Annotated in this window: 18 protein-coding genes and 1 other RNA gene; 9 read left to right on the plus strand and 10 right to left on the minus strand. The window is 63.1% G+C overall.

What is annotated here, in order from left to right; all coding sequences use genetic code 11:
- Positions 1-168: 168 nt before the first annotated feature.
- Entirely contained in the window at positions 169-2,016 is a 1,848-nt protein-coding gene (locus B0G77_RS11110; protein ID WP_133664100.1) for a tetratricopeptide repeat protein, read from the minus strand.
- A gap of 139 nt (positions 2,017-2,155) precedes the next feature.
- Between B0G77_RS11110 and B0G77_RS11115 the strand changes: the two genes are divergently transcribed.
- From B0G77_RS11115 to B0G77_RS11125, 3 genes are all read left to right on the plus strand, one after another.
- Entirely contained in the window at positions 2,156-2,479 is a 324-nt protein-coding gene (locus B0G77_RS11115; protein WP_133662177.1) for a metalloregulator ArsR/SmtB family transcription factor, read from the plus strand.
- Entirely contained in the window at positions 2,476-3,666 is a 1,191-nt protein-coding gene (locus B0G77_RS11120; RefSeq protein WP_243750969.1) for a cation diffusion facilitator family transporter, read from the plus strand. The genes B0G77_RS11115 and B0G77_RS11120 overlap by 4 nt, the downstream gene beginning before the upstream one ends.
- Before the next feature lie 77 nt (positions 3,667-3,743).
- Positions 3,744-5,477, plus strand: coding sequence for an FAD-dependent monooxygenase (locus B0G77_RS11125; protein WP_133662178.1), 1,734 nt, complete (start codon positions 3,744-3,746; stop codon positions 5,475-5,477).
- A gap of 66 nt (positions 5,478-5,543) precedes the next feature.
- Here the strand turns inward: B0G77_RS11125 and B0G77_RS11130 are convergent, their stop codons facing one another.
- Genes B0G77_RS11130 through B0G77_RS11145 form a run of 4 tightly spaced genes read right to left on the minus strand, consistent with a single transcriptional unit; the run spans position 5,544 to position 10,806 of the window.
- A complete protein-coding gene (locus B0G77_RS11130; protein ID WP_133662179.1) occupies positions 5,544-5,786 on the minus strand; it encodes a formate dehydrogenase subunit delta in 243 nt (80 codons plus the stop codon).
- A 9-nt stretch (positions 5,787-5,795) separates the two neighbouring features.
- Entirely contained in the window at positions 5,796-8,753 is a 2,958-nt protein-coding gene (gene fdhF / locus B0G77_RS11135) for a formate dehydrogenase subunit alpha (protein ID WP_133662180.1), read from the minus strand.
- Between the two features lie 14 nt (positions 8,754-8,767).
- Entirely contained in the window at positions 8,768-10,324 is a 1,557-nt protein-coding gene (locus tag B0G77_RS11140; protein ID WP_133662181.1) for a formate dehydrogenase beta subunit, read from the minus strand.
- Positions 10,321-10,806: an NAD(P)H-dependent oxidoreductase subunit E gene (locus B0G77_RS11145; RefSeq protein ID WP_133662182.1), complete on the minus strand. Its 486-nt coding sequence runs from the start codon at positions 10,804-10,806 to the stop codon at positions 10,321-10,323. The genes B0G77_RS11140 and B0G77_RS11145 overlap by 4 nt, the downstream gene beginning before the upstream one ends.
- Before the next feature lie 141 nt (positions 10,807-10,947).
- Here B0G77_RS11145 and B0G77_RS11150 point away from each other — a divergent pair, with 141 nt between their 5' ends.
- Positions 10,948-12,027: a substrate-binding domain-containing protein gene (locus B0G77_RS11150; protein WP_133662183.1), complete on the plus strand. Its 1,080-nt coding sequence runs from the start codon at positions 10,948-10,950 to the stop codon at positions 12,025-12,027.
- Positions 12,028-12,136: 109 nt separating this feature from the next.
- Positions 12,137-12,403 (plus strand): hypothetical protein, encoded by a 267-nt coding sequence (locus B0G77_RS11155; RefSeq protein ID WP_133662184.1) that lies wholly within the window; start codon positions 12,137-12,139, stop codon positions 12,401-12,403.
- A gap of 24 nt (positions 12,404-12,427) precedes the next feature.
- On the opposite strand, the gene B0G77_RS11160 is transcribed toward B0G77_RS11155, so the two are convergent.
- Positions 12,428-12,778 carry a hypothetical protein gene (locus B0G77_RS11160; RefSeq protein WP_133662185.1) on the minus strand — a complete coding sequence of 117 codons (351 nt, stop codon included), beginning with the start codon at positions 12,776-12,778 and terminating at the stop codon, positions 12,428-12,430.
- A gap of 933 nt (positions 12,779-13,711) precedes the next feature.
- Between B0G77_RS11160 and B0G77_RS11165 the strand changes: the two genes are divergently transcribed.
- The 4 genes from B0G77_RS11165 (at position 13,712) to B0G77_RS11180 (ending at position 19,253) form a co-directional block, all read left to right on the plus strand.
- Positions 13,712-14,494: a hypothetical protein gene (locus tag B0G77_RS11165; protein ID WP_243750970.1), complete on the plus strand. Its 783-nt coding sequence runs from the start codon at positions 13,712-13,714 to the stop codon at positions 14,492-14,494.
- 88 nt (positions 14,495-14,582) lie between these two features.
- Positions 14,583-15,776, plus strand: coding sequence for an HlyD family efflux transporter periplasmic adaptor subunit (locus B0G77_RS11170; protein WP_133662186.1), 1,194 nt, complete (start codon positions 14,583-14,585; stop codon positions 15,774-15,776).
- A 2-nt stretch (positions 15,777-15,778) separates the two neighbouring features.
- Positions 15,779-17,896, plus strand: coding sequence for a peptidase domain-containing ABC transporter (locus B0G77_RS11175; RefSeq protein WP_133664103.1), 2,118 nt, complete (start codon positions 15,779-15,781; stop codon positions 17,894-17,896).
- On the plus strand, positions 17,889-19,253 hold the full coding sequence (locus tag B0G77_RS11180) for a TolC family outer membrane protein (RefSeq protein WP_133662187.1): 1,365 nt from the start codon (positions 17,889-17,891) through the stop codon (positions 19,251-19,253). Before B0G77_RS11175 ends, B0G77_RS11180 begins: the two co-directional genes overlap by 8 nt.
- A gap of 113 nt (positions 19,254-19,366) precedes the next feature.
- Here B0G77_RS11180 and ssrA read toward each other — a convergent pair.
- The 4 genes from ssrA to ompA form a co-directional block, all read right to left on the minus strand.
- Positions 19,367-19,725, minus strand: a transfer-messenger RNA (tmRNA) gene (ssrA, locus tag B0G77_RS11185).
- An 85-nt stretch (positions 19,726-19,810) separates the two neighbouring features.
- Complete coding sequence (locus B0G77_RS11190; protein ID WP_133662188.1) at positions 19,811-20,524, minus strand: HAD-IA family hydrolase; 714 nt, start codon at positions 20,522-20,524, stop codon at positions 19,811-19,813.
- Positions 20,525-20,561: 37 nt separating this feature from the next.
- Positions 20,562-21,260 (minus strand): bifunctional 2-polyprenyl-6-hydroxyphenol methylase/3-demethylubiquinol 3-O-methyltransferase UbiG, encoded by a 699-nt coding sequence (gene ubiG, locus B0G77_RS11195; RefSeq protein WP_133662189.1) that lies wholly within the window; start codon positions 21,258-21,260, stop codon positions 20,562-20,564.
- A 225-nt stretch (positions 21,261-21,485) separates the two neighbouring features.
- Positions 21,486-22,133: an outer membrane protein OmpA gene (ompA, locus tag B0G77_RS11200; protein ID WP_133662190.1), complete on the minus strand. Its 648-nt coding sequence runs from the start codon at positions 22,131-22,133 to the stop codon at positions 21,486-21,488.
- Positions 22,134-22,643 lie beyond the last annotated feature (510 nt).

Consider the following 22,643-nt stretch of genomic DNA (forward strand, 5'->3'; position numbering starts at 1 on the left):
AAATTTGCGTGCTCAATCGCATTTGTGCTCGCCGCTGCGATGTGATTCCGGCTGCTTCGTTTGCTGCTGACGGTTCAGTCACCAATGAACCGAGCTTGCCAAACCGGGGAAGTTCTTATAGGCGGTGTGTGAGGGGCGAGCCGCGAGCCCTGCCCCTATCCCGATTTTTCAGGCGTCGCGCAATGCGAGCGCAACGGATTCGATCACCTCGTCCCAGGCTCCCGGTTCCGGCTGGCGAACGAGTTGCACGCCCGGATACCACGGGCTGCGCGCATCACCGACGAACCAGCGCCAGTCGGCGGCGAACGGGAGCATCAGCCAGAGCGGCTTGCGCAACGCGCCGGCGAGGTGGGCAATCGACGTATCGGTCGACACGACCGCATCGAGCCGCTCGATGATCGCAGCGGTATCCGCAAAGTCTCCGATACGCTGCTCGAAGCGATGGATCGACGCGCTGCGCGGATGCGCGTCCAGCGCAGCCCGATCCGCTGCGCTGAGCTCGGGTTGCAGCACGATCCAGTCGATGCCCTCGAGCGCGAACAGCGGGTCGAGCGCGGCGAGCGACATCGTGCGGTTTTCGTGCTGCTGGATGCGGCCGGACCAGGCGAGCCCGATCTTGCGCTTCGCCTGCCCGCCGATCGACCCGCGCCACTTGCGTAGATAGGCCGGCGGCACAGTGAGATACGGCGTGCGCGCCGGAATGCTCTCGAGCGTCAGGCCGAGCGCGAGCGGCAGGCTCAACAGGGGACATTGCAGGTCCGCACGGGGCCGCGGGGCGCCCTGGGCAATCAGCATCACGCGCCAGTCTTGCGCCGCTGGAGCAAGGATCGGTAGCACTTGAGGCTGCACCTCGAGCACGATACGGACGGCTTGCTGCGCAACGAGCGGCACGAAACGCACGAATTGCAGCGTGTCGCCGAAACCCTGTTCGGCGTGAATGAAGAGGGTCTTGCCTTTGATCGGCTCGCCGCGCCAGCGGGGCAGCGTTTGCGTGCCAGGCTGTGCGGAGATTTCGAGCCGCCATTCGTATTCGGGCAGACCGCGCGCGAAGTCACCGAGCGTGAGCCACACGAGCGCGCGATTCATATGTGCGGACGCGAGTTCGGGGCGCAGCCGCAGGGCCTGGTCGAACGCGCGCACTGCTGCCTCATGCGCGCCGAGCGCATGGCGTGCGGTGCCAAGGCTAAGCCATGCCAGTGCGAATCCTGGATCGAGGCCGACAGCGCGCTCGAAATGTTGCGTGGCTTGCGCATGCCGCCCGTGTGCAGCAAGCGCATTGCCAAGACCGAATAGCGCAGGCACCAGATGTGGCTGCAACGAGAGCGTCGCTTCGAAAGCGGCGATGGCTTCCTCATGCCGGCCGACAGCGTCGAGCGTGTTGGCAAGATTGAATTGCGCAGCGACAAAGCGCGGTTGCGCGGCGAGCGCGGCCTGAAACTGCGCGATGGCGTCGTCGGCCCGGTTCAGCGCATTGAGCCCCATCCCGAGATTGTTGTGCGCGCCCGCATGACCCGGACGCAGTTCAAGGGCCCGCCGGAACTCGGCGATCGCATCCTCGTGCTGGCCGAGCGCGTGCAACGCGTTGCCGAGATTATTGTGCGACGACGCGTCGGCTGGTTGCAGGTGCAGGGATTTCCGGAACGCGTCGGCGGCATCTTCGTGCCTCCCAGCGGCCGCATACGCGTTGCCCAGGTTGTAATGCGCCATCGGAAAGGCCGGCGAGAGCGACAGCGCATTGCGAAAGCGCTCGATTGCGCCGTCCAGCTGGCCGAGCGCCTTCAACGCGTTGCCGAGATTCAGGTGCAACGCCGCATCGTTGGGGCGCAGGTCGACAGCGCGCCGGACGAGATCGGCGGCAGCGGCGTGCTGGCCTTGCTGGTGGCGCAGGACGCCCAGCAGGTGCAGGGCGTCTACATGGACGGGGTCGGCGGCGAGCGTCGCGAGATATTCGCGCTCGGCGTCGTCGAGCCGACCGTCGCGATGAGCCGTCCAGGCGCGGGAAAAAGCAGGTTCCATGACGGTGGGAAGACGGTTCGGGTGAGACAGACCGCGCATTTTCCCACACTCGGCGTGCCACACCCGGATTGACGCGGTCGGGGGCGAGATATAACATTTGAACAACTGTTCATATGTATGTCGATTTTGCGGATCGAAGATGACACCTTTGACCAACGATGACCGTGTCGTGCCGCTCGCGGACCTGTTCCGGCTGCTGGGTGACCCGACGCGTCTGCGGATCGTCCTCGCCTGCGTCGACGGGCCGCGCGCCGTGGGGGCGATTGCCGGATCGCTTGGCCTGTCGCCTTCGCTCGTGAGCCATCACCTGCGGCTCTTGCGGGCGGCGCGCATTGTGCGGGCAGAGCGGCAGGGCAAGCAGGTGTTCTATCTTGCCGCCGACCGTCATATCAGCGGGATGCTGGCGGAGATGCTCGAACACGTGGCAGAGCCGGTCACCGAATTTTCCCTGGATCAAGAATGATGAAAAACCGCAAGGGCGGCCAGCTTGCCGTGGAGCGTGAAGACGACCACGCGCCGGTATGGCCTGGCGGCGTCGGCGCCTGCGATGAAAAAGGCGCTTACCTGGGCGCACACGGTCGCGCGCAAGGGCACGCCGGGCATGGCCACGATCATGCGGATGGTCACGACGCAGGCTGCGGCCACGATCATGACCACGGCCATGACCAATACGACCATCACGATCACGGCAATCAGGCGCGGGACGCCCAAAGCCACGCCGGCCATCAGCATGGGCATGGCCACGGTCACCATCACCACCACGCCCCGGCGGCCGGACACGGCCGCTCATTCGCGCTGGCCGTCGCGCTGAACGTCGTGATCGTCGTTGTTCAGGGCATCTACGGCGTGCTCGCGAATTCCACGGCGCTGCTCGCGGACGCCGGCCACAATCTGTCGGACGTGCTCGGCCTGCTGTTTGCGTGGGGCGCGACGTGGCTCGCAACACGCCGGCCGTCGGCGCGCTATACCTTCGGGTTCGGCAGTTCGTCGATCCTCGCTTCGCTGGCCAACGCAGGGCTGCTGCTGTTCGCGTGCGGCGTGATCGTCGCGGAGGCGATCACGCGCTTGTTCAATCCGGAGCCGGTGGGGGGTCTCGACGTGTTCATCGTCGCGACGCTCGGAATTGTCGTGAACGGCTTTTCCGCGTGGCTTTTCATGCGTGGTCAGAAAGAAGATCTCAACGTTCGCGGGGCCTTCCTGCACATGGCTGCCGATGCGTTGATCTCGGCCGCGGTCGCCGTTAGCGGTCTGGTGATTCTCTTCACCAACTGGACATGGCTCGACCCGGTGATGAGCATCGTGGTGGTCGCGGTAATCCTGTATGGCACGTGGGGACTCGCGCGCGACTCGCTGCGGCTTGCGCTCGACGCCGTGCCGCCCGGTGTCGACATGCAGCGCATCCGCGACTACCTCACGTCCCAACCAGGCGTCATCGACGTGCATGACCTGCACGTGTGGGCGCTGTCGACCACCGGCAACGCGCTCAGCGTGCATCTCGTGATGCCGGACGGGCATCCGGGCGACGTGGTCGTCGACGGTATTGTCGCGACGCTGCGCGCGCGCTTCGCGATGCACCACGCGACGTTGCAGGTCGACCTCGGCACCTCGAACCATCGCTGCGTGCTCGACCATCCTCCGCACGGCCATTGAACGCATTGGATGCACCGCATGCCGGACAAAAAAACGGCGGCGTACACTAGGCGGCATGTCTGTGTCTGGAGCCCTGCATGCCCGCCGCTTTTCTCGACGCACCTGCGGTCCTCATCGTCGGCGCTGGTCCGACCGGACTCGCTGCGGCGATGAGCCTCGCACGCGCGCATATTCCGGTACGTCTGATCGACAAGGCGTTGCATCCTGCACCGTACTCGCGCGCGATTGGCATCCAGGCGCGCACGCTCGAACTGCTCGAACAACATCGCATCGTCGAGCCGTTTCTCGAACTCGGGCATCGGGCGCGTGCGGCCAATCTCTACTCGAACGGACAGCGGCGCGCGCGGCTCGATTTCGATCCGCTGCAGACGCGTTATCCGTATCTGCTGTTTCTCGATCAGTCGGTCACGGAACGCCTGATGACGGAGCATCTCGCGACTCTCGGTGTGACGGTCGAGCGCGGCGTCGAACTGGCCGCGTTCACGCAGGGGTCGGCGGGCATCAATGCGACACTTCAGCGCGCCGACGGTCGCACGGAGACGTTGCATCCATCGTATCTGGTCGCCGCCGACGGCGCGCACAGTGCGATCCGTCACCGGCTCGGCGCAGCCTTCGACGGCAAGACATTCGAGCAGACGTTCCTGCTCGCGGACGTACGGGCGGAGACCGACTGGCCCGACGATGAGTTTCATATCTTCGCGTCCGGCGACGGGCTTGCAGCGCTGTTCCCGATGGGTAACGAGCGTTACCGGCTGATTGCGGATCACCCGGCACCGCAGCTTGTCGTCGCCGCAGCGCAGAGCGCTGCGGCGACGCCCGTCTCGTTGCCGGGCGCGACGCTCTCTTCAGCGACACCTTCGCTCGATGAATGCAGGGCGATTGTCGGGCGTCGCGTGCAGCATCCGGTCGCCCTGTCGGGCATGACGTGGGCAGCGTACTTTCATCTGAACAGCCGGATGGTCGAGCAGTTGCGCGTCGACCGTGTGTTTCTTGCCGGAGATGCCGCGCATGTCCACAGTCCAGTCGGCGCCCAGGGGATGAACACGGGCATTCAGGAAGCGTTCAATCTTGGCTGGAAGATCGCGCGGGTTCTCTCCGGCGGCGCGCCCGACCGGCTGCTCGACACCTATCACATGGAGCGTCATCCGATCGAACGCGATGTGCTGCGGCAGACGAGCTTCGTCATGCACCTCGCGGAAGCCGATCACGGGCCGCTCAAGCTGCTGCGCGAACGGGTGATGCCGGTGCTGGCCGCACTCGGGCCGTTGCGCGATGCCGCACGGCGCACGGTCAGTGAGCTGTCGATCCAGTATCGCCGCAGTCCGTTGACGCTCGAGCGCGTGCTCGATGGCGGTCCGCGCGCAGGCGAGCGGGCCCCCGATGCGTGGGTGCACGTGCTCGATGGACCGCTCGGCAGGGCGCCGGGCATCGGTTGTCTGTTCGATCTGCACGACCCGGCGTTCTTTTCGCTGCTGGTGCTGGTCGCGCCGGATGCGCTGGACGAAGCGGCCACGCACGACCCGGTCACGGCGCGCCGGGCCGTCCGCGATGCCGATCTGAAGCGGTTTGTCGAAGAGGTCGAGCAGCTCTTGCCGGGCGCGGTGCGTGTCTGGCGTCTGACCGACGTGGAGGGCGAGGGCCGTCCGTCACTGACCGATGCATACGGGCGCACACGTCCGGCCTTTTATCTCGTGCGGCCGGATGGCTATATCGCCGCGCGGGGCCGCCCCGCATCCGACCTGAACGGACTGCTGCGTCACTGCGAGTCATGGTTCACCAAAAGCACGCAGCCGGAGCGGGAGATGGAGTGAAGGCGGCAAGAAAAAACGCCGACGCGATTCACGCGTTCGGCGTTGGTGCCTGGCTTCTCCTGCCGGTCAGGCCGCGACGGGTGTCAGTTCGTCCCGGTGCTTCAGCACGGCTTCCCTGACGATCGCGGACATCTCCACCTGAGTCGCGCCGGGTGTATCGAGCGCCACCAGCAACGCGCGCCGCATGCGCGGTTCCCAGAAACGGCGAATGTGGTCGGCGATACCGCTCAGCGCCTCTTCGTGGTCCGGCATCGATTCGAAGAAATCGCCGATCCGGTTCGCCATGTCGACCAGATTGTCTTTATCCATGGATCATCCTCACTTGCCAGCCGTTGCGTTGGCGGCTTCGTTGGCCGTCTCGCGCCGTTTCAGCAGATCGAGCTGCTCTGCGTTGAAGCGCGAATAGTTCTGTTGCCATTCCGACGGCTGAGCGACCGGCATCACCTGGACCGCCGTAACCTTGTACTCCGGACAGTTGGTCGCCCAGTCGGAGCTGTCGGTGGTAATCACGTTCGCGCCGGATTCGGGGAAGTGGAACGTCGTGTACACGACGCCCGGCTGCATCCGTTCCGTCACCTTCGCGCGCAGTACGGTCTGGCCTGCCCGCGATTCGATGCCCACCCAGTCGCCCGTCTTGATGCCGCGTTCCTCCGCGTCGTGCGGATGCACTTCGAGGCGGTCCTCATCGTGCCAGCGCGAGTTTTCCGTACGGCGCGTTTGCGCGCCGACGTTGTACTGCGACAGGATGCGGCCCGTGGTCAGCAGCAGCGGGAACTTGCGCGTGACCTTTTCCGGCGAAGCGACGAACTTCGTGATGACGAACTTGCCCTTGCCGCGCACGAACGTATCGATATGCATGGTCGGCGTGCCGTCAGGCGCGTTCTCGTTGCACGGCCACTGGATGCTGCCCAGCTGGTCGAGCTTGCGGTACGAGACGCCATGGAAGGTCGGAGTGAGACGCGCGATTTCGTCCATGATTTCCGACGGATGCGCGTAGTCCATCTCATAGCCGAGCGCGCGGGCGAGCAGCACCGTGACTTCCCAGTCCGCGTAGCCCGGCACCGGCGGCATCACCTTGCGCACACGCGAGATGCGGCGCTCTGCATTGGTGAACGTGCCGTCCTTTTCGAGGAAGGACGAACCCGGTAGCAGCACATGCGCATATTTCGCGGTCTCGTTCAGGAAGATGTCCTGCACGACGATGCATTCCATCGACGACAGTGCGGCCGACACGTGATGCGTGTTCGGGTCCGACTGCACGATGTCTTCGCCCTGGCAGTACAGGCCCTTGAAGGAGCCATCGAGCGCGGCTTCGAACATGTTCGGAATGCGCAGGCCGGGTTCCGGCTGCAGCGTGACGTGCCAGGCGTCTTCGAAGAGCGTGCGCGTAGTCGTGTCGCTGATATGGCGATAGCCCGGCAGTTCGTGCGGGAACGAGCCCATGTCGCACGAGCCCTGCACGTTGTTCTGGCCGCGCAGCGGGTTCACGCCGACGCCTTCGCGACCGATGTTGCCCGTTGCCATCGCAAGATTCGCGATGCCCATCACGGTGGTCGAGCCCTGTGCGTGCTCGGTGACGCCGAGGCCATAGTAGATCGCTGCGTTGCCACCCGTTGCATAGATGCGGGCGGCTTCGCGCACGGTTTGCGCAGGCACGCCGGTCACATCGGCGGTCGCTTCCGGCGCGTTTTCCGGCAGCGCCACGAACGCGCGCCACTGCTCGAACGCACGCGATTCGCAGCGTTCGGCAATGAACGCTTCGTCGAGCAGGCCTTCGGTGACGATCACATGCGCAAGCGCATTGACGATCGCGACGTTCGTGCCCGGACGCAGTTGCAGATGATGAACCGCCTTCACGTGCGGCGAGTTGACGATATCGATCACACGCGGATCGATGACGATCAGCTTCGCGCCTTCCCGCACGCGGCGCTTCAGACGCGAGCCGAACACCGGGTGGCCATCGGTCGGATTGGCGCCCATCACGACGATCACATCGGCCTTGTCCACCGACGCGAACGTCTGCGTGCCGGCCGACTCACCGAGCGTCGTCTTGAGCCCGTAGCCGGTCGGCGAATGGCAGACGCGTGCGCAGGTGTCGACGTTGTTGTTGCCGAACGCGGCACGTACGAGCTTCTGCACGAGGTAGGTTTCCTCATTCGTGCAGCGCGACGAGGTGATGCCGCCGATCGAGTCGCGACCGTATCTGGCCTGAATACGGCGGAATTCCGACGCGGCGTAATTGAGTGCTTCCTCCCAGCTGACTTCGCGCCACGGATCGGTGATCTTCGCGCGGATCATCGGCTTCGTGATGCGGTCCTTGTGCGTCGCATAGCCCCAGGCGAAGCGGCCTTTGACGCACGCGTGGCCTTCATTCGCGCCGCCGTTCTTGTACGGCACCATGCGGATCACCTGGTTGCCCTTCATCTCGGCCTTGAACGAGCAGCCGACGCCGCAATACGCGCATGTCGTCACGACCGAATGTTCAGGCTGGCCGAGCATCACGACGCTCTTTTCCTGCAAGGTCGCGGTCGGGCAGGCTGCGACGCAGGCGCCGCACGAGACGCATTCCGATTCCATGAACGGCACGTTTTCGCTGGCAGCGACGCGCGATTCGAAGCCGCGGCCTGCGATCGTCAGTGCGAATGTGCCCTGCGTTTCTTCGCACGCGCGCACGCAGCGGTTGCAGACGATGCACTTCGACGGGTCGTACGTGAAGTACGGGTTCGACTCGTCCTTTTTGTCCTTCAGATGGTTCGCGCCGTCAAAGCCGTAGCGCACCTCGCGCAGGCCCGTGACGCCCGCCATGTCCTGCAGTTCGCAGTCGCCGTTGGCGGGGCAGGTCAGGCAGTCGAGCGGGTGATCGGAGATGTAGAGCTCCATCACGTTACGGCGCAGCGACTGCAGGCGGTCGGTCTGCGTGCTGACCTTCATGCCGGCTTCGACCGGTGTCGTGCATGAGGCAGGATAGCCGCGCCGGCCTTCGATCTCGACGAGACACAGGCGGCACGAGCCGAACGGTTCGAGCGAATCGGTGGCGCACAGCTTCGGCACGTTGACGCCGACTTCGGCCGCGGCGCGCATCACCGACGTGCCGGCCGGCACCGTGACCGCCTGGCCGTCGATCTCGAGCGTTACATCGACGTCGGCGTGACGCAGCGGTGTGCCATAGTCGGTCTCGTCATAAGGATCACGCGCGGCCCGCTGCACAGCCTGCGACTTGCACGCACAGTTGCCGGAGCCGCAGCCGCCAGCTTTGGAGTTGAGAACATCAGACATGTGGTGCTCCATCGTCAGGCCGCTGCCGCTTTGGGCGCGGTGTCGAGACCGAAGTCTTCAGGGAAGTGGTCGAGTGCGGACAGCACCGGGAAGGGCGTCATGCCGCCCATTGCGCAGAGCGAACCGGACACCATCGTGTCGCACAGGTCACGCAGCAGTTGCACCTGCTTCGTCGATGTATCGCCGTTGCGGATACGGCCGATAACCTCGACGCCGCGCGTCGAGCCGATCCGGCACGGCGTGCATTTGCCGCACGATTCGAGCGCACAGAAGTGCATCGCATACTGGGCAAGTTCGGCGAGATTGGACGTATCGTCGTGCACGACGAGCCCGCCGTGACCCACCACTGCGCCGACAGCGGCGTACGCCTCGTAGTCCATCGGAATGTCCCACTGGCTTTCGGGCAGATACGTGCCGAGCGGGCCACCGACCTGCACCGCGCGTGCCGGCCGGCCGCTTGCCGTGCCGCCGCCGAAGTCGTAGAGCAGTTCGCGCAGCGTCACACCGAATGCGAGTTCGACCAGGCCACCCTGTTTCACGTTGCCGGCCAGCTGGAACGGCAGTGTGCCGCGCGAGCGGCCCATGCCGAAGTCCTTATAGAACGCCGCGCCTTTCGCGAAGATGATCGGCACGGTCGCGAGCGTAATGACATTGTTGATGACCGTCGGCTTGCCGAAGAGCCCGGAGAGTGCCGGCAGCGGCGGTTTCGCGCGCACGATGCCGCGCTTGCCTTCGAGCGATTCGAGCAGCGCTGTTTCCTCGCCGCAGACGTAGGCGCCCGCGCCTTTCGCGACGAACAGTTCGAAGCGATGCGGCGAGCCGAGCACGCTATCGCCCAGCCAGCCTGCAGCACGCGCTGTCTGGATGGCGGCTTCGAGCGTTGCGATCGAGTGCGGATACTCGCTGCGCACGTAAATGTGGCCGACCGTTGCGCCCGTCACAATCCCCGCGATGATCATCCCTTCGATCAGCACGAAGGGATCGCTTTCCATGACGAGACGATCGGAGAAGGTGCCCGAATCGCCTTCGTCCGCGTTGCAGACGATGTATTTCTGATCGGCCTGAGCCGCCCGCACCGTCCGCCATTTGATGCCTGCCGGGAACGCCGCACCGCCGCGACCGCGCAGACCGGATTCGATGAGCGCGTCGCAGGCCGCGGCGCCGTCGATGGCCAGAGCCTGCTTCAAGCCTTCGATGCCGCCATGAGCGACGTAGTCGTCGATCGAAAGCGGATCGGTGATGCCGATGCGGGCAAATGTCAGCCGCTGCTGCTTCTTCAGATACGGAATTTCATCGACCACGCCGACGCTGCGTGCGTGGTCTTTACCTTCGATAAAGCCCGCGTCGAAGAGCGCTGCGACATCCGTGCCCTCGACGTTCGCGTAGCCGATGCGGCCCGCGGCCGTTTCGACTTCGACGAGCGGCTCGAGCCAGAGCAGGCCGCGCGTGCCGTTGCGAACCAGTTCGATTGGAATGCCGCGGCGGGCGGCTTCGCTGACGATCGCGTCAGCGAGGGCGTCGGCGCCGAGCGCGAGCGCGGAAGAATCGCGAGGGACGTAGATGCGCGTCATGCTGTTTCCTCCACGCGTTTCATGGCTGCGGCGAGCAGCGCGTCGAATTTTTGCGGCGTGACTTTCGCGTGCAGCGTGTCGTTGATCATCATTGCCGGCGACAACGCGCACTGCCCCAGGCAATACACCGATTCGAGGCCGACTGCGTCAGCATGACCGTGAGGTTCATCGAAGCGGCAACCGGTGTGCGCTTCGATATGCTGCGCCAGCGCTTCCGTGCCCATGCTGCGGCACGCTTCTGCGCGACATAGCTGGACCGTCACGCGGGCAGCGGGCTGCGTGCGGAAATGGTGGTAGTAGGTGATCACGCCATGCACTTCGGCCCGCGACAGACCGCTCGCCCGCGCGAGCGGGGCGACGACCTCCGGTGGGACGAAGCCGGCTTCGTCCTGGATCGCGTGAAGGATCGCTAGCAGCGACATGCCCGGGCGCGCGTGGCGCTGCACGAGCTGTTCCGGATCAGCGACTTTTGTATTGTCCAAGCTGGGGCTCCTCCAAAGTCAAATATGCACTTGTTATTCATAATGTGTGCATCTATGCTTCGTCTTTACATGGGTCTTGAGCGAACAATAGGCGGCTCGCTCACCTGCTGCAATAGGAAATCTAATTTCATATATGAGCCGATGATCAGGATCGAATGCCAGGCGCAGCTGGTCGTGCGCGACGTGGACGGCCGGGAGGCCAGCCTGACGGATGTCGTGCCGCTGCTGGCGCTCGTCGACGAATCGGGCAGCATTGCGCAGGCCGCGACGCTTAAGGGTTTGTCCTACCGTCACGCATGGGGTTTGCTGCGCGCAATCGAGGATCGTCTCGGCGGCGCCTTGATCGCCAAGGAGCGCGGCCGCGGGTCGGTGCTGTCCGAACTCGGGCAGGCCGTGCTGCGCGCGCAGCGTCTGTGTGGCGAGCGGCTCGACGGCAACATGCAGGCCCTCGCGAGCGAAGTGGCGAGCGAACTGAACCGCTGGCTCGTGCCACCCACCGACGATCTGCGTATTCACGCGTCGCACGGCTATGCGGTCGCGGCACTCGTGACCGAGCTGGTGGCACGCGACATTCCCGTCGACATCAAATACCGCGATAGCGCCGAAGCCGTGACTGCGCTCGCACGGGGCGAGTGCGATCTCGCAGGCTTCCATTTGCCGCGAGGGGCCTTTCGCGAAGCCTGTGCGCACATCTATCGGCGCTGGCTCGATCCGCAGCATCACGTGCTCATCCACCTGACGCGCCGCAAACAGGGGCTCTTCCTCGCGAAGGGCAATCCGAAGCGGATCGCGGGTTTGAGCGACCTGTCGCGCGGCGACATCCGCTTCGTCAATCGACAGCCCGGGTCCGGCACGCGGATGTTGCTCGATCTCGCGTTGCGCCGCATCGGCATCGATCCGGACCGGGTGAACGGCTACGCGTCGGCGGAATTGACGCACTCCGCGATTGCCGCGTTCGTCGCCAGCGGGATGGCGGATGTGGGGTTCGGTGTCCAGCCGGCGGCGCATCACTTCGGGCTCGACTTCATTCCGGTGGTTGATGAAGACTATTACTTCGCGTGCGACCGCCAGGCGCTGGAGCGTGCGCCGCTAGCGTCGGTGGTCGCGTCGCTGCGCAGCGACGCGTTCCGTGCCGGCGTCGCGCGGCTCGCAGGATATGATCCGCTGCACTGCGGCGAAGTCGTCGATCTCGACCACGGTCTGGCAAGCATGGCGGAGTAAGCGCGCGTAATAAGTCAGCGAGCCCGTGGCGCTGCAGCGCGGTACGGATTGCGATACTCTCTACGCTTCGCACCAGCCTCAACGGCGCGCCAGGCCGCGCCGAATCGACATGAAATTCCTTCTCAACGCATGCGCAGCAGCCGTTACGGCTGGCGCGCTTCTCGGCACCGTCTCCATCGCGTTCGCACAAAATTCCCCCGGCGTGCCGGGCGGCATCCTGCAGGACGAATTCCGCCTGCGGGAGCATCCGCAGTTGCCATTCGCCGCGTCGGCGCCGTCGAAGAAGTATCAGAAGGACACGCCGTCGGCACGCCGCCGCAAGGGTGACGACGGGGATCCGAATGGCTGCAACCTTCAGTGCCCTGAAGATCAGTAAGCGCTTTCCGGCGTTACCGCCCGGCTACGGCTTCGCGATGTGCCATACGTCCTTGAAGCCGTCGCCTTTCATGTCTCCTGGGCTCGTGTCTTTCGCAAAGCGATAGAGCGGATGGCCCTTGTACGTCCACTGCTGCTTGCCGTCCGCAGACGGAATCACGCTCCAGGCTCCCGACGGCTTGTCATACGAATCCGCTGTGGCTGCGGGCCAGGCTTCCGCGCAACCACCCGTGCAGGCGCTCTTGCCGTCCTTGTCGAAGACATAGAGGGACATGCCTTTTTCGTCGACCAGATGGCCGCCGACCGTTTTGGGCATTTCGGCGAATGCCGTCTGCTGGATGGCGAGGACAGTGAGGAAAAGAATAGCCTTGCGCATGATGGTCGCTCCTGTCCTGGATGTTCTGTCTAAAAGCACACGATACGCAGGGTCGCGTGCGTGGAATAAACGGCTGAAAACATTGGTTTATTCCGCGCGGCCTCTTGTTTGCTGCGGGTTTTTTAATCGCGGGTCGGGTGCGGGCCGTACTTCTTATATCTCTGGATGCTGATTTTAACGTCATGGCGTCATGGAGCGATTGCGGCTGTCCGGAGTGTCTTTGTCGATCAGATAGTATCTCGCGGTCCCGTCGTGGATTTTTCCCGCGCGGTATTTTGGTTCAAGTCGTAAATTCCATATCGGATGTCCATCCTTCATCGATGAATCTGGCCCAGGCGGAGGCTTCCGGGAGATCTCCTTGCTCCGTGTTGTCGGTAGTGATTTGCGGGTCTGAATTAAATATGACTATTCCTAAAAGCAGATTCGAGGTGAAGTTTCATGGCATATTTAATTCCTGATTTTTATAGAATGGATGGTCGTAAAACAAGGTAAAGATATCTCATCCTGAAAAATATGGGTGCTACGATTTGCATCGCCTTGGGTAGTGTCATTATCCTGGGCTAAATCCGGTCAACCTCTTATTCAGAGCAATTCAATATGCAAAAAATCGATCGCAATGAACTGGCCCAATCCGCTGTCGCAGGTGGTTGCTGCAAGGGCTCCAGCGCTCCGGTCAACCCGCCGCCAACCAAGCCGGTCGCTTAACGGCTAGGTGTCTCGAGACGGCCCCGGCATGGGGCCGTCTTTCGCGCATCGATGAATATGTTCTTGAACAAAACCGTGCACCTGTTCCTTGCGTCGCTTCGCAGCGTGGTCATGCGGCAGGGGAATCGATTGAAGGGAGCCTTGATCGCACGGACGCCGCCAGAAGCGATCGAGCCATTCGCAATGGCGGGTTGTCGGCTATGGAGTCTTCTTGATATCAGGATGCGCATGAGGGCCGAGGAGCGCTGTGAAACCGGTCGACATATGCTGGCGCATGCTTCGTTCGACTCGTGGCGCGTGTCTGCTGGCGTCTTGCTCGAAAGCCTCATCGACCAGCGAATCTACTTTGGCAGACTGCTGCGCGGCAGTGAGGCGTGGCCCGATCTGCAGGCCGTGGCTGCGGCCCTCGCCGACAGCATTCGGCAACTGCGAGTCGACGAACCGGGACGTCCGGTTATTGTGTCGCCGTTTCACTATGTATCGCAGTACGCGAACATTTACGTCGTCGACGAATTGCGCGCATTGCTTGGGCTGGAGTCGATTGCGGTTGTGTCGGGGGTCCCGCGCGACCTGTATGGAGACGATCACGCGCAGATACCGGGCGTGAGCGTGCTTTACACGTACGACGACCACAACCGGAACGGACTCGGACTGCGCGTCGCCCGGGCGTTGAAGCGTAGCGGCGTGGTGGTGGTCTTCGCCGATGTGCCGCCGTTCACGATGCACCGGTTCCCGATGGAGACCGTCGGCGTCTCGATGTTCGGCCGCCGCGCGCGCATTCACCACGGCGTGTTCCGCCTCGGTAAACAGTTCGATGCGTTGTTGATGCCGTTCTATCTGCGCTTCGAGCAGGGGCGCTTCAGCGCCGAATTGCTGAAGCCGATGCCGCTTGCAGATCCGGGCGCACCTCAGCAGCTGGCTCACTACATCGAGGCAGCGCTGACTGACAACTATCCCCGCTGCCTGGTCGTCGGCCATCCCGCAATGTACGCGTTCGCGCCTGCCCGATAGGCGAGCGAATGCACGTCGCGCCGGCAGGTCATGCGCGCCAGTTCAGGCAGCCAGAGAGGGCCGGCTCGAACCCGGCACAAACGACGCTATGGAACCGATCAATCTCCCGCAATTCCACGACATTTCGTGGCGCTGGATCGCTTATGCGACGTCGGCGCTTGTCACCATTGGCATCGCTTTCGCGTTCTTTCACGAAGTCGAACTCAAGCAGGACGTGCGCGCCGAAATCGTGTCTCCCGCTGAAATCAAGATTCAGGGGCTGAGTGGTCTCGTGTCGGATGTCTACGTTCACCCGTCTACACCGGTAACGCCTGGGGCGCCGCTTTTCCGGCTCGAGCGCAACCTGTCGCTTGCGAGCGACGGCCGGCCGCGTCCGGTATTCGACGAGCGCATGCGAGACGAACAGGTCGGCGCGACGAAGTTGCAATACAAACAGCGTCGGGCCGAACTAGCCGCGCAACTGGAAACGTCCCGTCTGACGGAACAGAGCCGCCGCGCGGAAATAGCCGCGCTCGATGAGCAGACCGCCCAGAACCGGCAACTGATGGAAGAAGCCGGACAAAAGCTGGCTCGGCTGGAATCGGTCTCCGGGTATGTGACCGCGGACCGGATCGAACAGGCGAGGGCGGATACGCATCAGGCGAGAGTCGCGGTCGCGCAGGGCATGGCCCGGCGTCAGCAATTGCAGGCGGCACGGGGTGCTGCACGGAGCACACAAGCCGAACTCGATGCGCAACTGAAGCAGCTCGAGGCGAAGCAAGCGCGCGATCTGCAGGACATCCACATGCGCTTCGAAGAGAACAGACAGAACGCAACAATCTCCGCGCCGAAGGCGGGCGTCGTCACTTTTTCCGGACTGGTACCGGGCCGCACGCTGGCACCCACAGATGTGGCGCTCGTGATTGCCACTGGTTCCGGCGGCCCACTGCGCGCCGCGCTGCGCATTCCATCACGGCGGCGCGGTTTCGTGCGCGAAGGGCAGATCATCCGGCTCAAGTTCGACGCGTTCCCGTACGCAAAATTCGGCAGTTATGAGGCCCGTATCGATTCGATTTCGCGTACGACGGTCCGCTCGCCGATTTCGCCGTCGGGCGCCTCGGAGCCGGCCAATCCGGAAGGCGACTATATGGCATGGGCCACGCTGGCGGGCAACCAGTTCAATTTCGAGCGGCGGCATTTTGACATCCTGCCCGGCATGGGAGCGACGGCGAGCATCGTCATCGAACGCAGAACGATTGCCGAATGGGTGCTCGCGCCGTTGTACCGCATGGTGAGGGGCTGACGATGCGCGCCATCTATCAAAACGAAGTCGCCGAATGCGGCTACGCATGTCTGGCGATGGTGTTGTCGCACTTCGGACGCGCCACCGAAGTATGCGAACTGCAGGCCTTCAGAGCGATCTCGTCGAACGGCCTCACGCTGATGGATCTGTATGACGTTGCAATCGAGTTCGGTCTGGCCGTACAGGCGTACCGGTTCGATGCTGCCGATCTTCCCGGCGTCAAACGCGGATCCATCCTGCATTTCGGCGGTGCGCACTTCGTCGTCTTCGAAAAGTGCGGCCGCGGCTATGTGCAGGTGATCGATCCCGCCAGCGGCCGGCGGCGGGTTTCAATGGACACCTTCGTGGCCAACGTCTCCGGCTATCTGCTAGAGTGCGCGCCGACGCCTGCCATGCCGCGCATGCGCGACCGCTCGCGCGTGCCGGCAGCGCTCGCGCGCGTGCGGGCGCTCAACCCGGAACTGAACGCGCAGATCCTGAAGGTGATGTTCGTCGCACTGGGCAGCCAGTTCGCGATTCTGGCGATGCCGTATCTCGGCAACCTCGTGCTCGACGACGTCGTGGCGGCGGACAACGTGAATCTGCTGAACGTGCTGATCGTCACGTTCTCCGGTATTTTCTTCGTCGGTGCATTCAGTCAGTACGTACAGAGCTACCTGGTCGAGCTTTTGCACGGACTCGCTCAGGCAAACATGACAGAAGGTCTTCTCAGCCATCTGCTGCGCAATCCCATTCCGTACTTTGAAAAGCGCCATGTCGGCGATCTGTTCGCGCGGATCAAAGCGCAGGACGAGATCAGCATCTTCGCGACGCGCACAATGATTTCGCTGGGCATCGATGTCGTGGTGGGCACGCTCGCTCTGGCCTTGATGCTGGTGCAAAGCCCGCAATTGACGGTCGTCGCGTTGCTGATCTTCGGGGTCTACGTAGCGGTCTCGTTTCTTTTGTTCGCACGTATGCGCGACACGCACGCGCTCGTGATGGAGAAGTCGGCGCGCTGCGACGACACGCTCATCGAAACGATCCGCGCGGCATCGCTGATCAAGCTCTCCCAGGGCGAAACGAGGCGCACCGCAATATTCATGTCGAAGTACCGCGCCTATATCGCGGCGCTTGTGCAAAGCGGACGGCTTGGGAGCGCGCGTGATGCAATTCTCAAACTCTTGAATTACGCGGACATGATCGCCATTACCTGGCTGGCGGCGCGCTTGATGCTGCGCGGTGTTGTCTCGGTCGGCGTGTTTTATTCGTTTCTGATCTACAAATCGCTGCTGTCGGAACGCTTCGCGCGCTCGATCAATGCCGCGTTCGAGTACTTCATGCTGAGCGTACCGGTCGCTCGGGTTGGCGATATCGTCGACTGCGAAGGCGAGCGCTATACGCCCGCGCGGGACGTCCACAAGACCGTCGAAGTGCGGTCGTTCGAGCAGATCGACGTGCTTGACGTGACGTTCCGCTATGGCGTGTCTGATCAACCGGTGCTCAAAGGGGCGAGTCTCACCATCCGGAAGGGCGACAAGATCGTCATCACCGGTTCTTCCGGGAGCGGGAAATCCACGCTGTTCAAATTGCTCGCCGCGGCCGAACCGCTTCAGGAAGGGCAGGTCATGCTGAACGGGATCGCGTGGCCGAACCTCACCGTCGATGAAATCCGGCGCCACGCGGTCCACATGCGGCAAGGCGACCTGATCCTGCACGGCTCGATTGCCGAAAACGTGTCACTCTTCGCAGGTAACGCGGACGAAGCACGAATTCACGCGCTGCTCGACGACGTCGGATTGCTCACCGACGTGATGCGTCTGCCGATGCGCACACGCACCGTGATCAGCGACACGATCGCCAACATCTCCGCCGGCCAGCGCCAACGGCTCCTGCTCGCGCGCGCGTTGTATCAGCAGCGTGGGCTGATGTTGCTCGACGAGCCGACCTCGAACCTGGACCCCGTGTCGGTCCGCCATATCGTGGCGTTGCTTCAACGGCTCGACTGCACGATCGTGGTGATTACACATGACATGTCGCTGGCTGCGGCATTCGATACGCGTTATCGGCTGGTCGATGGTGCGCTGGTGCGGGAAGTGTCCCGCGACGAGACGGACACCGAGGTTGCCGCTCATGAATAAATACGCGCTATCGATCTGGGTGGCGCTGGTGTGTTTCGCTCATGCAGGCAGCGCAGTCGCAGTCGATCTGTTGACGGTCGTCGAACAGACGCTCGACCGTGACGCGGATCTCTCCGCCTTCCGTGCCGGTTCCAGAGCGGCGCAACAGGCTGTCCCCAAAGCACGCGCGGCGTTGCTTCCACAACTGGAGGGCGGATGGGGGCGGGCGTATAACAGCACCGTCACGGAGGGCGTGCCGCGCAGTACATATTGGCAGAACGGCTGGACGGTCAGCCTCACACAGCCGCTTTTTGACTGGAGCCGTTGGACGACGTACAAACAGGCGAAATTTGTCGAAGCGCGCGGCGTTGTCGAAGTAGCGCACGTGCAGCAGATCACGATTCTGCGCGCGGTGCGCGCCTTTTTCGACGAACTGGCCGCGGAGGACGAACTGGCGAGAGCGAGCGATTACAGACAGGCGCTCGATTCTCACCTGGATCAGCTTCGTCGCAGGCAGGCGGCGGGCGAGGCGACCGTAATCGACCTGCGCGAAGCCGAGGCAGCCCGGGAGCAGGCCGGCTTGCAGCAACTGGATGTGCTCAACGATCTGCGACTCAAGCGGCTTACCCTGGAAGAGCTGACTGGGCAGCCCTTTTCGGCGCTTTCGCGGATGTCGAGCGCGGCGACCATGCCGCGCCTCGATCCTGATGACATGGAGATCTGGGCGGCCGAGGCAGAGGCGCATGACTATCGGGTGCAATCAAGGCAGATCGACTGGCGGATCGCGAAGCTGGATATCGAGAAGGCGCGCACCGGGAATTTTCCGGTGGTGAGCATGACCGCGAGTCACACGCCCGCCGGTGCAGCAGCCGGGTACGTCCGTCCGACAACTACCAGCACGGCGATGCTGTCGGTGACCATTCCCATTTTTGAGGGGGGTGAAACGCAGGCGCGCGTAGACGAGGCGGTTGCGCTAGAGGAGAAGGCGCAGAACGATCTGCTGTCGGCGACCCGTCGGGCGGGCGCGACGGCACGGGAAAGCTGGTCGCGTTTTCACTCGGGCGTCGAGCGAACCGGCTCGCTGACGCGGCTGATGCAAACGTCGCGCGCGGCGCTTGCCGCGACGCAGGTGGGCTACAAGGTGGGCAGCCGCGCGAGTACCGACGTGCTGCGGGCATCGGACGTTTTTTACACGAATCGTCGTGACCAGATCCGGGCGCGGTACGAGACCGTCGTGGCGCTCCTGCAACTGAAGGCGGCGACGGCGGCGCTGAACGTCGACGAGGTGGCGCGAGTGAACACGCTGCTGGTTCCAGCCGGAAATGCGCCGGCGCCTGAGGAGGCGCGGCCCGTGCTGCGGGTGCACCCAGTGAAATGAACGGGAATACTGACGGGATACAAGCCGCAGCAACAAAAAGCCCCGCGAAGCATAAGCTGGGCGGGGCGTTCTGTTCAGATGCTGCAAGGTGCTGCTACTGCCAGGGTGTGTTCTGGTGGAGCCGGCGGGAATCGAACCCGCGTCCGTAAGTACTCCACAACCAGTTCTACATACTTAGTCCTGTCATTTGATTTAACCGCACCGACGCGGACGAACACGCTTCGTGACGGCGAGTCACTAGATTTTAGGCCCTGGCGTCGTGACACCACCAGGGATTAACTGACGTGAATGACCTTGCCGGGTCTTGCGACCCCTAACCCGTCAGTGAGTTAGTGCAAGGCTGGCGGGGTTAAGCCGCCAGTGCGTACGTTTCGTCGTTCGCAGTTACTAAAGTCCCATTGATTTACGAGGTGACGGGTCCTCGGTATGCCCTGAGTTGCTTTGCTACCCACGTCGAAACCAGGTCGGCCCCATGTGGAGAAATGATTATCCCATAGAACCCAAAATGAGGCTAACGCCGCGCGGAATCAAGGGCCGCGGCGTGGTGACCGGGTGATTCAGACGATGTCGCGCAGCAACTTCCGCAGTTCGGCCGTCGACTGGACGACGTGTTTCGCGTGCCACTTCGTGGGCGGCAGATCGTTGCCGCAATAGCCGTATGCCGCTGCGACGGTCACCATGCCGGCGGCGAAACCGGCCTGCACATCGCGCAGATCGTCTCCGACGTAGACGATGCGCTCCGGCGGCACCGCCAGTTCCTTCGCTGCGTGCAGCAGCGGTGCAGGGTGCGGTTTCGAATGTGGGGTCGTGTCGCCGCTGACCACGCATCCCGCGCGTTCATCCAGTGCCAACTGGGCGACGAGCGGTTCGGTCAGGCGTGCCGCCTTGTTGGTTACGATGCCCCAACGGACGCCGCGTGCGTCCAGTTCGTCCAGCACGGCATCGATACCTTGAAACAGCGTCGTCTCGATGCACAGGTCGGCTTCATAGTTCGCCAGGAATTCCTCGCGCATCGACGCGAATTCGTGATCGTCAGGGCCGATACCGAACGCGCCGCCGATCAGGCCACGGGCACCCGCTGAGGCCAACGGGCGGAGATCGTCGAGCGGCACCATCGAGAGGCCGCGCTCGTGGCGCATCTTGTTCACGGCGGCGGCGAGGTCAGGCGCCGTGTCGGCCAACGTGCCGTCAAGGTCAAACAGGACGGCCTGGCAGAGGCCGATCGACGTTTCGTCGTCTTCGCGTTGGGGCAGGGGCGTAGGGTCGCTCATGGGTACGGGCTTGGGAGGGAAGGCGAGGCCGGGCCAGTCAGACGTCGCGCCGGCAGGCGAGCATGTAATTGACGCTCGTGTCGTCGGACAGCGCGAAGTGCTTGCTGATCGGGTGGTAGACGATGCCCTTGATGTCGGCGGTGCGCAGGTCGGCGGCGCGCACGAAGCCGGCAAGTTCCGACGGACGGATGAAGCGCGCGTAGTCGTGCGTCCCCTTCGGCAGCATGCGCGCGATATATTCGGCGCCGATCACCGCAAACAGGTACGCCTTGAGGTTACGGTTAAGCGTCGAGAAAAAAACCCAGCCGCCAGGTTTGACGAGCGTCGCGCATGCGGCGACCACGGCTGCCGGCTCGGGCACGTGCTCGAGCATTTCCATGCAGGTGACTACGTCATAAGTGCCCGGTTCGCGGGCGGCGAGCGGCTCCGCGGCGATTTCTTCGTAATCGACGGTTACACCGCTTTCAAGGCTGTGAAGGTCGGCGACGCCAAGTGCCTCTCGTGAGAGGTCGATGCCCTTCACATCGGCGCCGAGTCCGGCCATCGACTCCGACAGGATCCCGCCGCCGCAGCCAATGTCCAGCACGCGTTTGCCCGGCAGGTGGGCATGCGCATCGATCCACTTGAGCCGTACCGGATTCAGTTCATGAAGCGGCTTGAACTCGGCGTTCGGGTCCCACCAGCGATGGGCGAGATCGCTGAATTTCTGCAGTTCGTGGGGGTCGGCATTGGTCATGTCGGTTACGGACCTTGAGGAAAGCGGGTGAACGGGCAGGCGAGGATAAACCCTGAGTATATAGGCCGTCTGAGACAGCGGCAAAATGGCGCGCACTCGTGGTGCGGCTGAGCCGCAGCCCGGCCTCGTAAGGGGATTTTCCGGTTGTGCGGGCGACACGAATGCGCATCGCACATAAAAAAAGCCCCGCCGAAGCGGGGCTTTGACACTGCGGTAACTCGTGGCTTACTGCTTTGCCGTACCCACAACCTCGACTTCCACGCGACGATCCGGTGCGAGGCAGGCGATGAGTTGCTTGTGGTTCTTCTGGTTGCAGCCCGTCGTGACCGGGTTGCGCTTGCCCTTGCCTTCCGTGTAGATACGGTTGGCTTCGACGCCCTTGCTGACGAGGTATGCCTTGACAGCTTGAGCACGGCGCATCGACAGACGGTCGTTGTAAGCCACCGAACCGATACGGTCCGTGTAACCCGTCGCAACCACAACTTCCAGGTTCAGAGCCTGGATTCGCGAAACGAGTTCGTCCAGCTTTTCCTTGCCAGCCGGCTTCAGGACAGCCTTGTCGAAGTCGAACAGCGTGTCAGCTTGATACGTAACCTTTTGGCTGGTGATGGCCGGAGCGACCGGCGCCGGTGCCGGCGGGGTCGGAGCCTGGGCTACCAGGGCGCCATCGCACTTCGCGTTAGCCGTTGCCGGCGTCCAGAACGCATCGCGCCAGCAAAGCTCGTTCGTGCCGTTCATCCACACGTATTCGCCGGTGCCGTTCACCCAGTTGTCGTTCGTGGCTTGTCGCGACGCCGGCACCGATTGTGCCGAAGCGGATGCAGCCATTACTGCGGTAGCTGCAATGAACGCGAGCTTTGAAAGTTTATTCATATTTCTCCTCTCGAAATTGAGATTACCGCAGGTTTACTGCGAGCCTGTTGACAGAACACAAGTCATACATTGCTCGAAGTATAACATTGGTGCGGAACAAAAGACGTGCTGTGTAGACTTCGAGCAGTGTCTAACTCTTTGTGCGTTGGCATTTTGCCATATCGTTCCCCTCGTACGATAAAAAAATCCTCCCCCGTTTCCCGCCCCTGGCCAATTGTGGTGCATGCGCAACAAAGAACCGTCAAGCCTTTTGCGCACGTCCGTTTTATTCCGACGGAAGGGGTGTCTCCGGAAAAATCTACCGCGGGATTGATCGCAAGATTGATCGACGGACTGACCGCCTGGCCGATCGCGTACGTCCACGCAGGAGCCGTTCCCGGCCATCCCTCTAGTAGGTATACGGACCCCGGTCGGGAGCGGATGCCGCGCATGTTAGAATCGCGGGATGCGTTGCGCCTGCAGCGTCTACGCGAGGTCGGGGTCTTGTTGCCGTCTTCGCATGTAAAAAGA

Source organism: Paraburkholderia sp. BL10I2N1, from assembly GCF_004361815.1.
Taxonomy (GTDB): Bacteria; Pseudomonadota; Gammaproteobacteria; order Burkholderiales; family Burkholderiaceae; genus Paraburkholderia.

Excerpts from the sequence above, each read along its gene's own strand:
- B0G77_RS11140 (WP_133662181.1), bottom strand. The coding sequence starts at position 10,324 with ATGACGCGCATCTACGTCCCTCGCGATTCTTCCGCGCTCGCGCTCGGC.
- fdhF (WP_133662180.1), bottom strand. The coding sequence starts at position 8,753 with ATGTCTGATGTTCTCAACTCCAAAGCTGGCGGCTGCGGCTCCGGCAAC.
- B0G77_RS11115 (WP_133662177.1), top strand. The coding sequence starts at position 2,156 with ATGACACCTTTGACCAACGATGACCGTGTCGTGCCGCTCGCGGACCTG.
- B0G77_RS11130 (WP_133662179.1), bottom strand. The coding sequence starts at position 5,786 with ATGGATAAAGACAATCTGGTCGACATGGCGAACCGGATCGGCGATTTC.
- B0G77_RS11165 (WP_243750970.1), top strand. The coding sequence starts at position 13,712 with ATGAGGGCCGAGGAGCGCTGTGAAACCGGTCGACATATGCTGGCGCAT.
- B0G77_RS11190 (WP_133662188.1), bottom strand. The coding sequence starts at position 20,524 with ATGAGCGACCCTACGCCCCTGCCCCAACGCGAAGACGACGAAACGTCG.
- B0G77_RS11150 (WP_133662183.1), top strand. The coding sequence starts at position 10,948 with ATGATCAGGATCGAATGCCAGGCGCAGCTGGTCGTGCGCGACGTGGAC.
- B0G77_RS11155 (WP_133662184.1), top strand. The coding sequence starts at position 12,137 with ATGAAATTCCTTCTCAACGCATGCGCAGCAGCCGTTACGGCTGGCGCG.
- B0G77_RS11170 (WP_133662186.1), top strand. The coding sequence starts at position 14,583 with ATGGAACCGATCAATCTCCCGCAATTCCACGACATTTCGTGGCGCTGG.
- B0G77_RS11125 (WP_133662178.1), top strand. The coding sequence starts at position 3,744 with ATGCCCGCCGCTTTTCTCGACGCACCTGCGGTCCTCATCGTCGGCGCT.
- ubiG (WP_133662189.1), bottom strand. The coding sequence starts at position 21,260 with ATGACCAATGCCGACCCCCACGAACTGCAGAAATTCAGCGATCTCGCC.
- B0G77_RS11110 (WP_133664100.1), bottom strand. The coding sequence starts at position 2,016 with ATGGAACCTGCTTTTTCCCGCGCCTGGACGGCTCATCGCGACGGTCGG.
- B0G77_RS11160 (WP_133662185.1), bottom strand. The coding sequence starts at position 12,778 with ATGCGCAAGGCTATTCTTTTCCTCACTGTCCTCGCCATCCAGCAGACG.
- ompA (WP_133662190.1), bottom strand. The coding sequence starts at position 22,133 with ATGAATAAACTTTCAAAGCTCGCGTTCATTGCAGCTACCGCAGTAATG.
- B0G77_RS11175 (WP_133664103.1), top strand. The coding sequence starts at position 15,779 with ATGCGCGCCATCTATCAAAACGAAGTCGCCGAATGCGGCTACGCATGT.
- B0G77_RS11180 (WP_133662187.1), top strand. The coding sequence starts at position 17,889 with ATGAATAAATACGCGCTATCGATCTGGGTGGCGCTGGTGTGTTTCGCT.
- B0G77_RS11120 (WP_243750969.1), top strand. The coding sequence starts at position 2,476 with ATGATGAAAAACCGCAAGGGCGGCCAGCTTGCCGTGGAGCGTGAAGAC.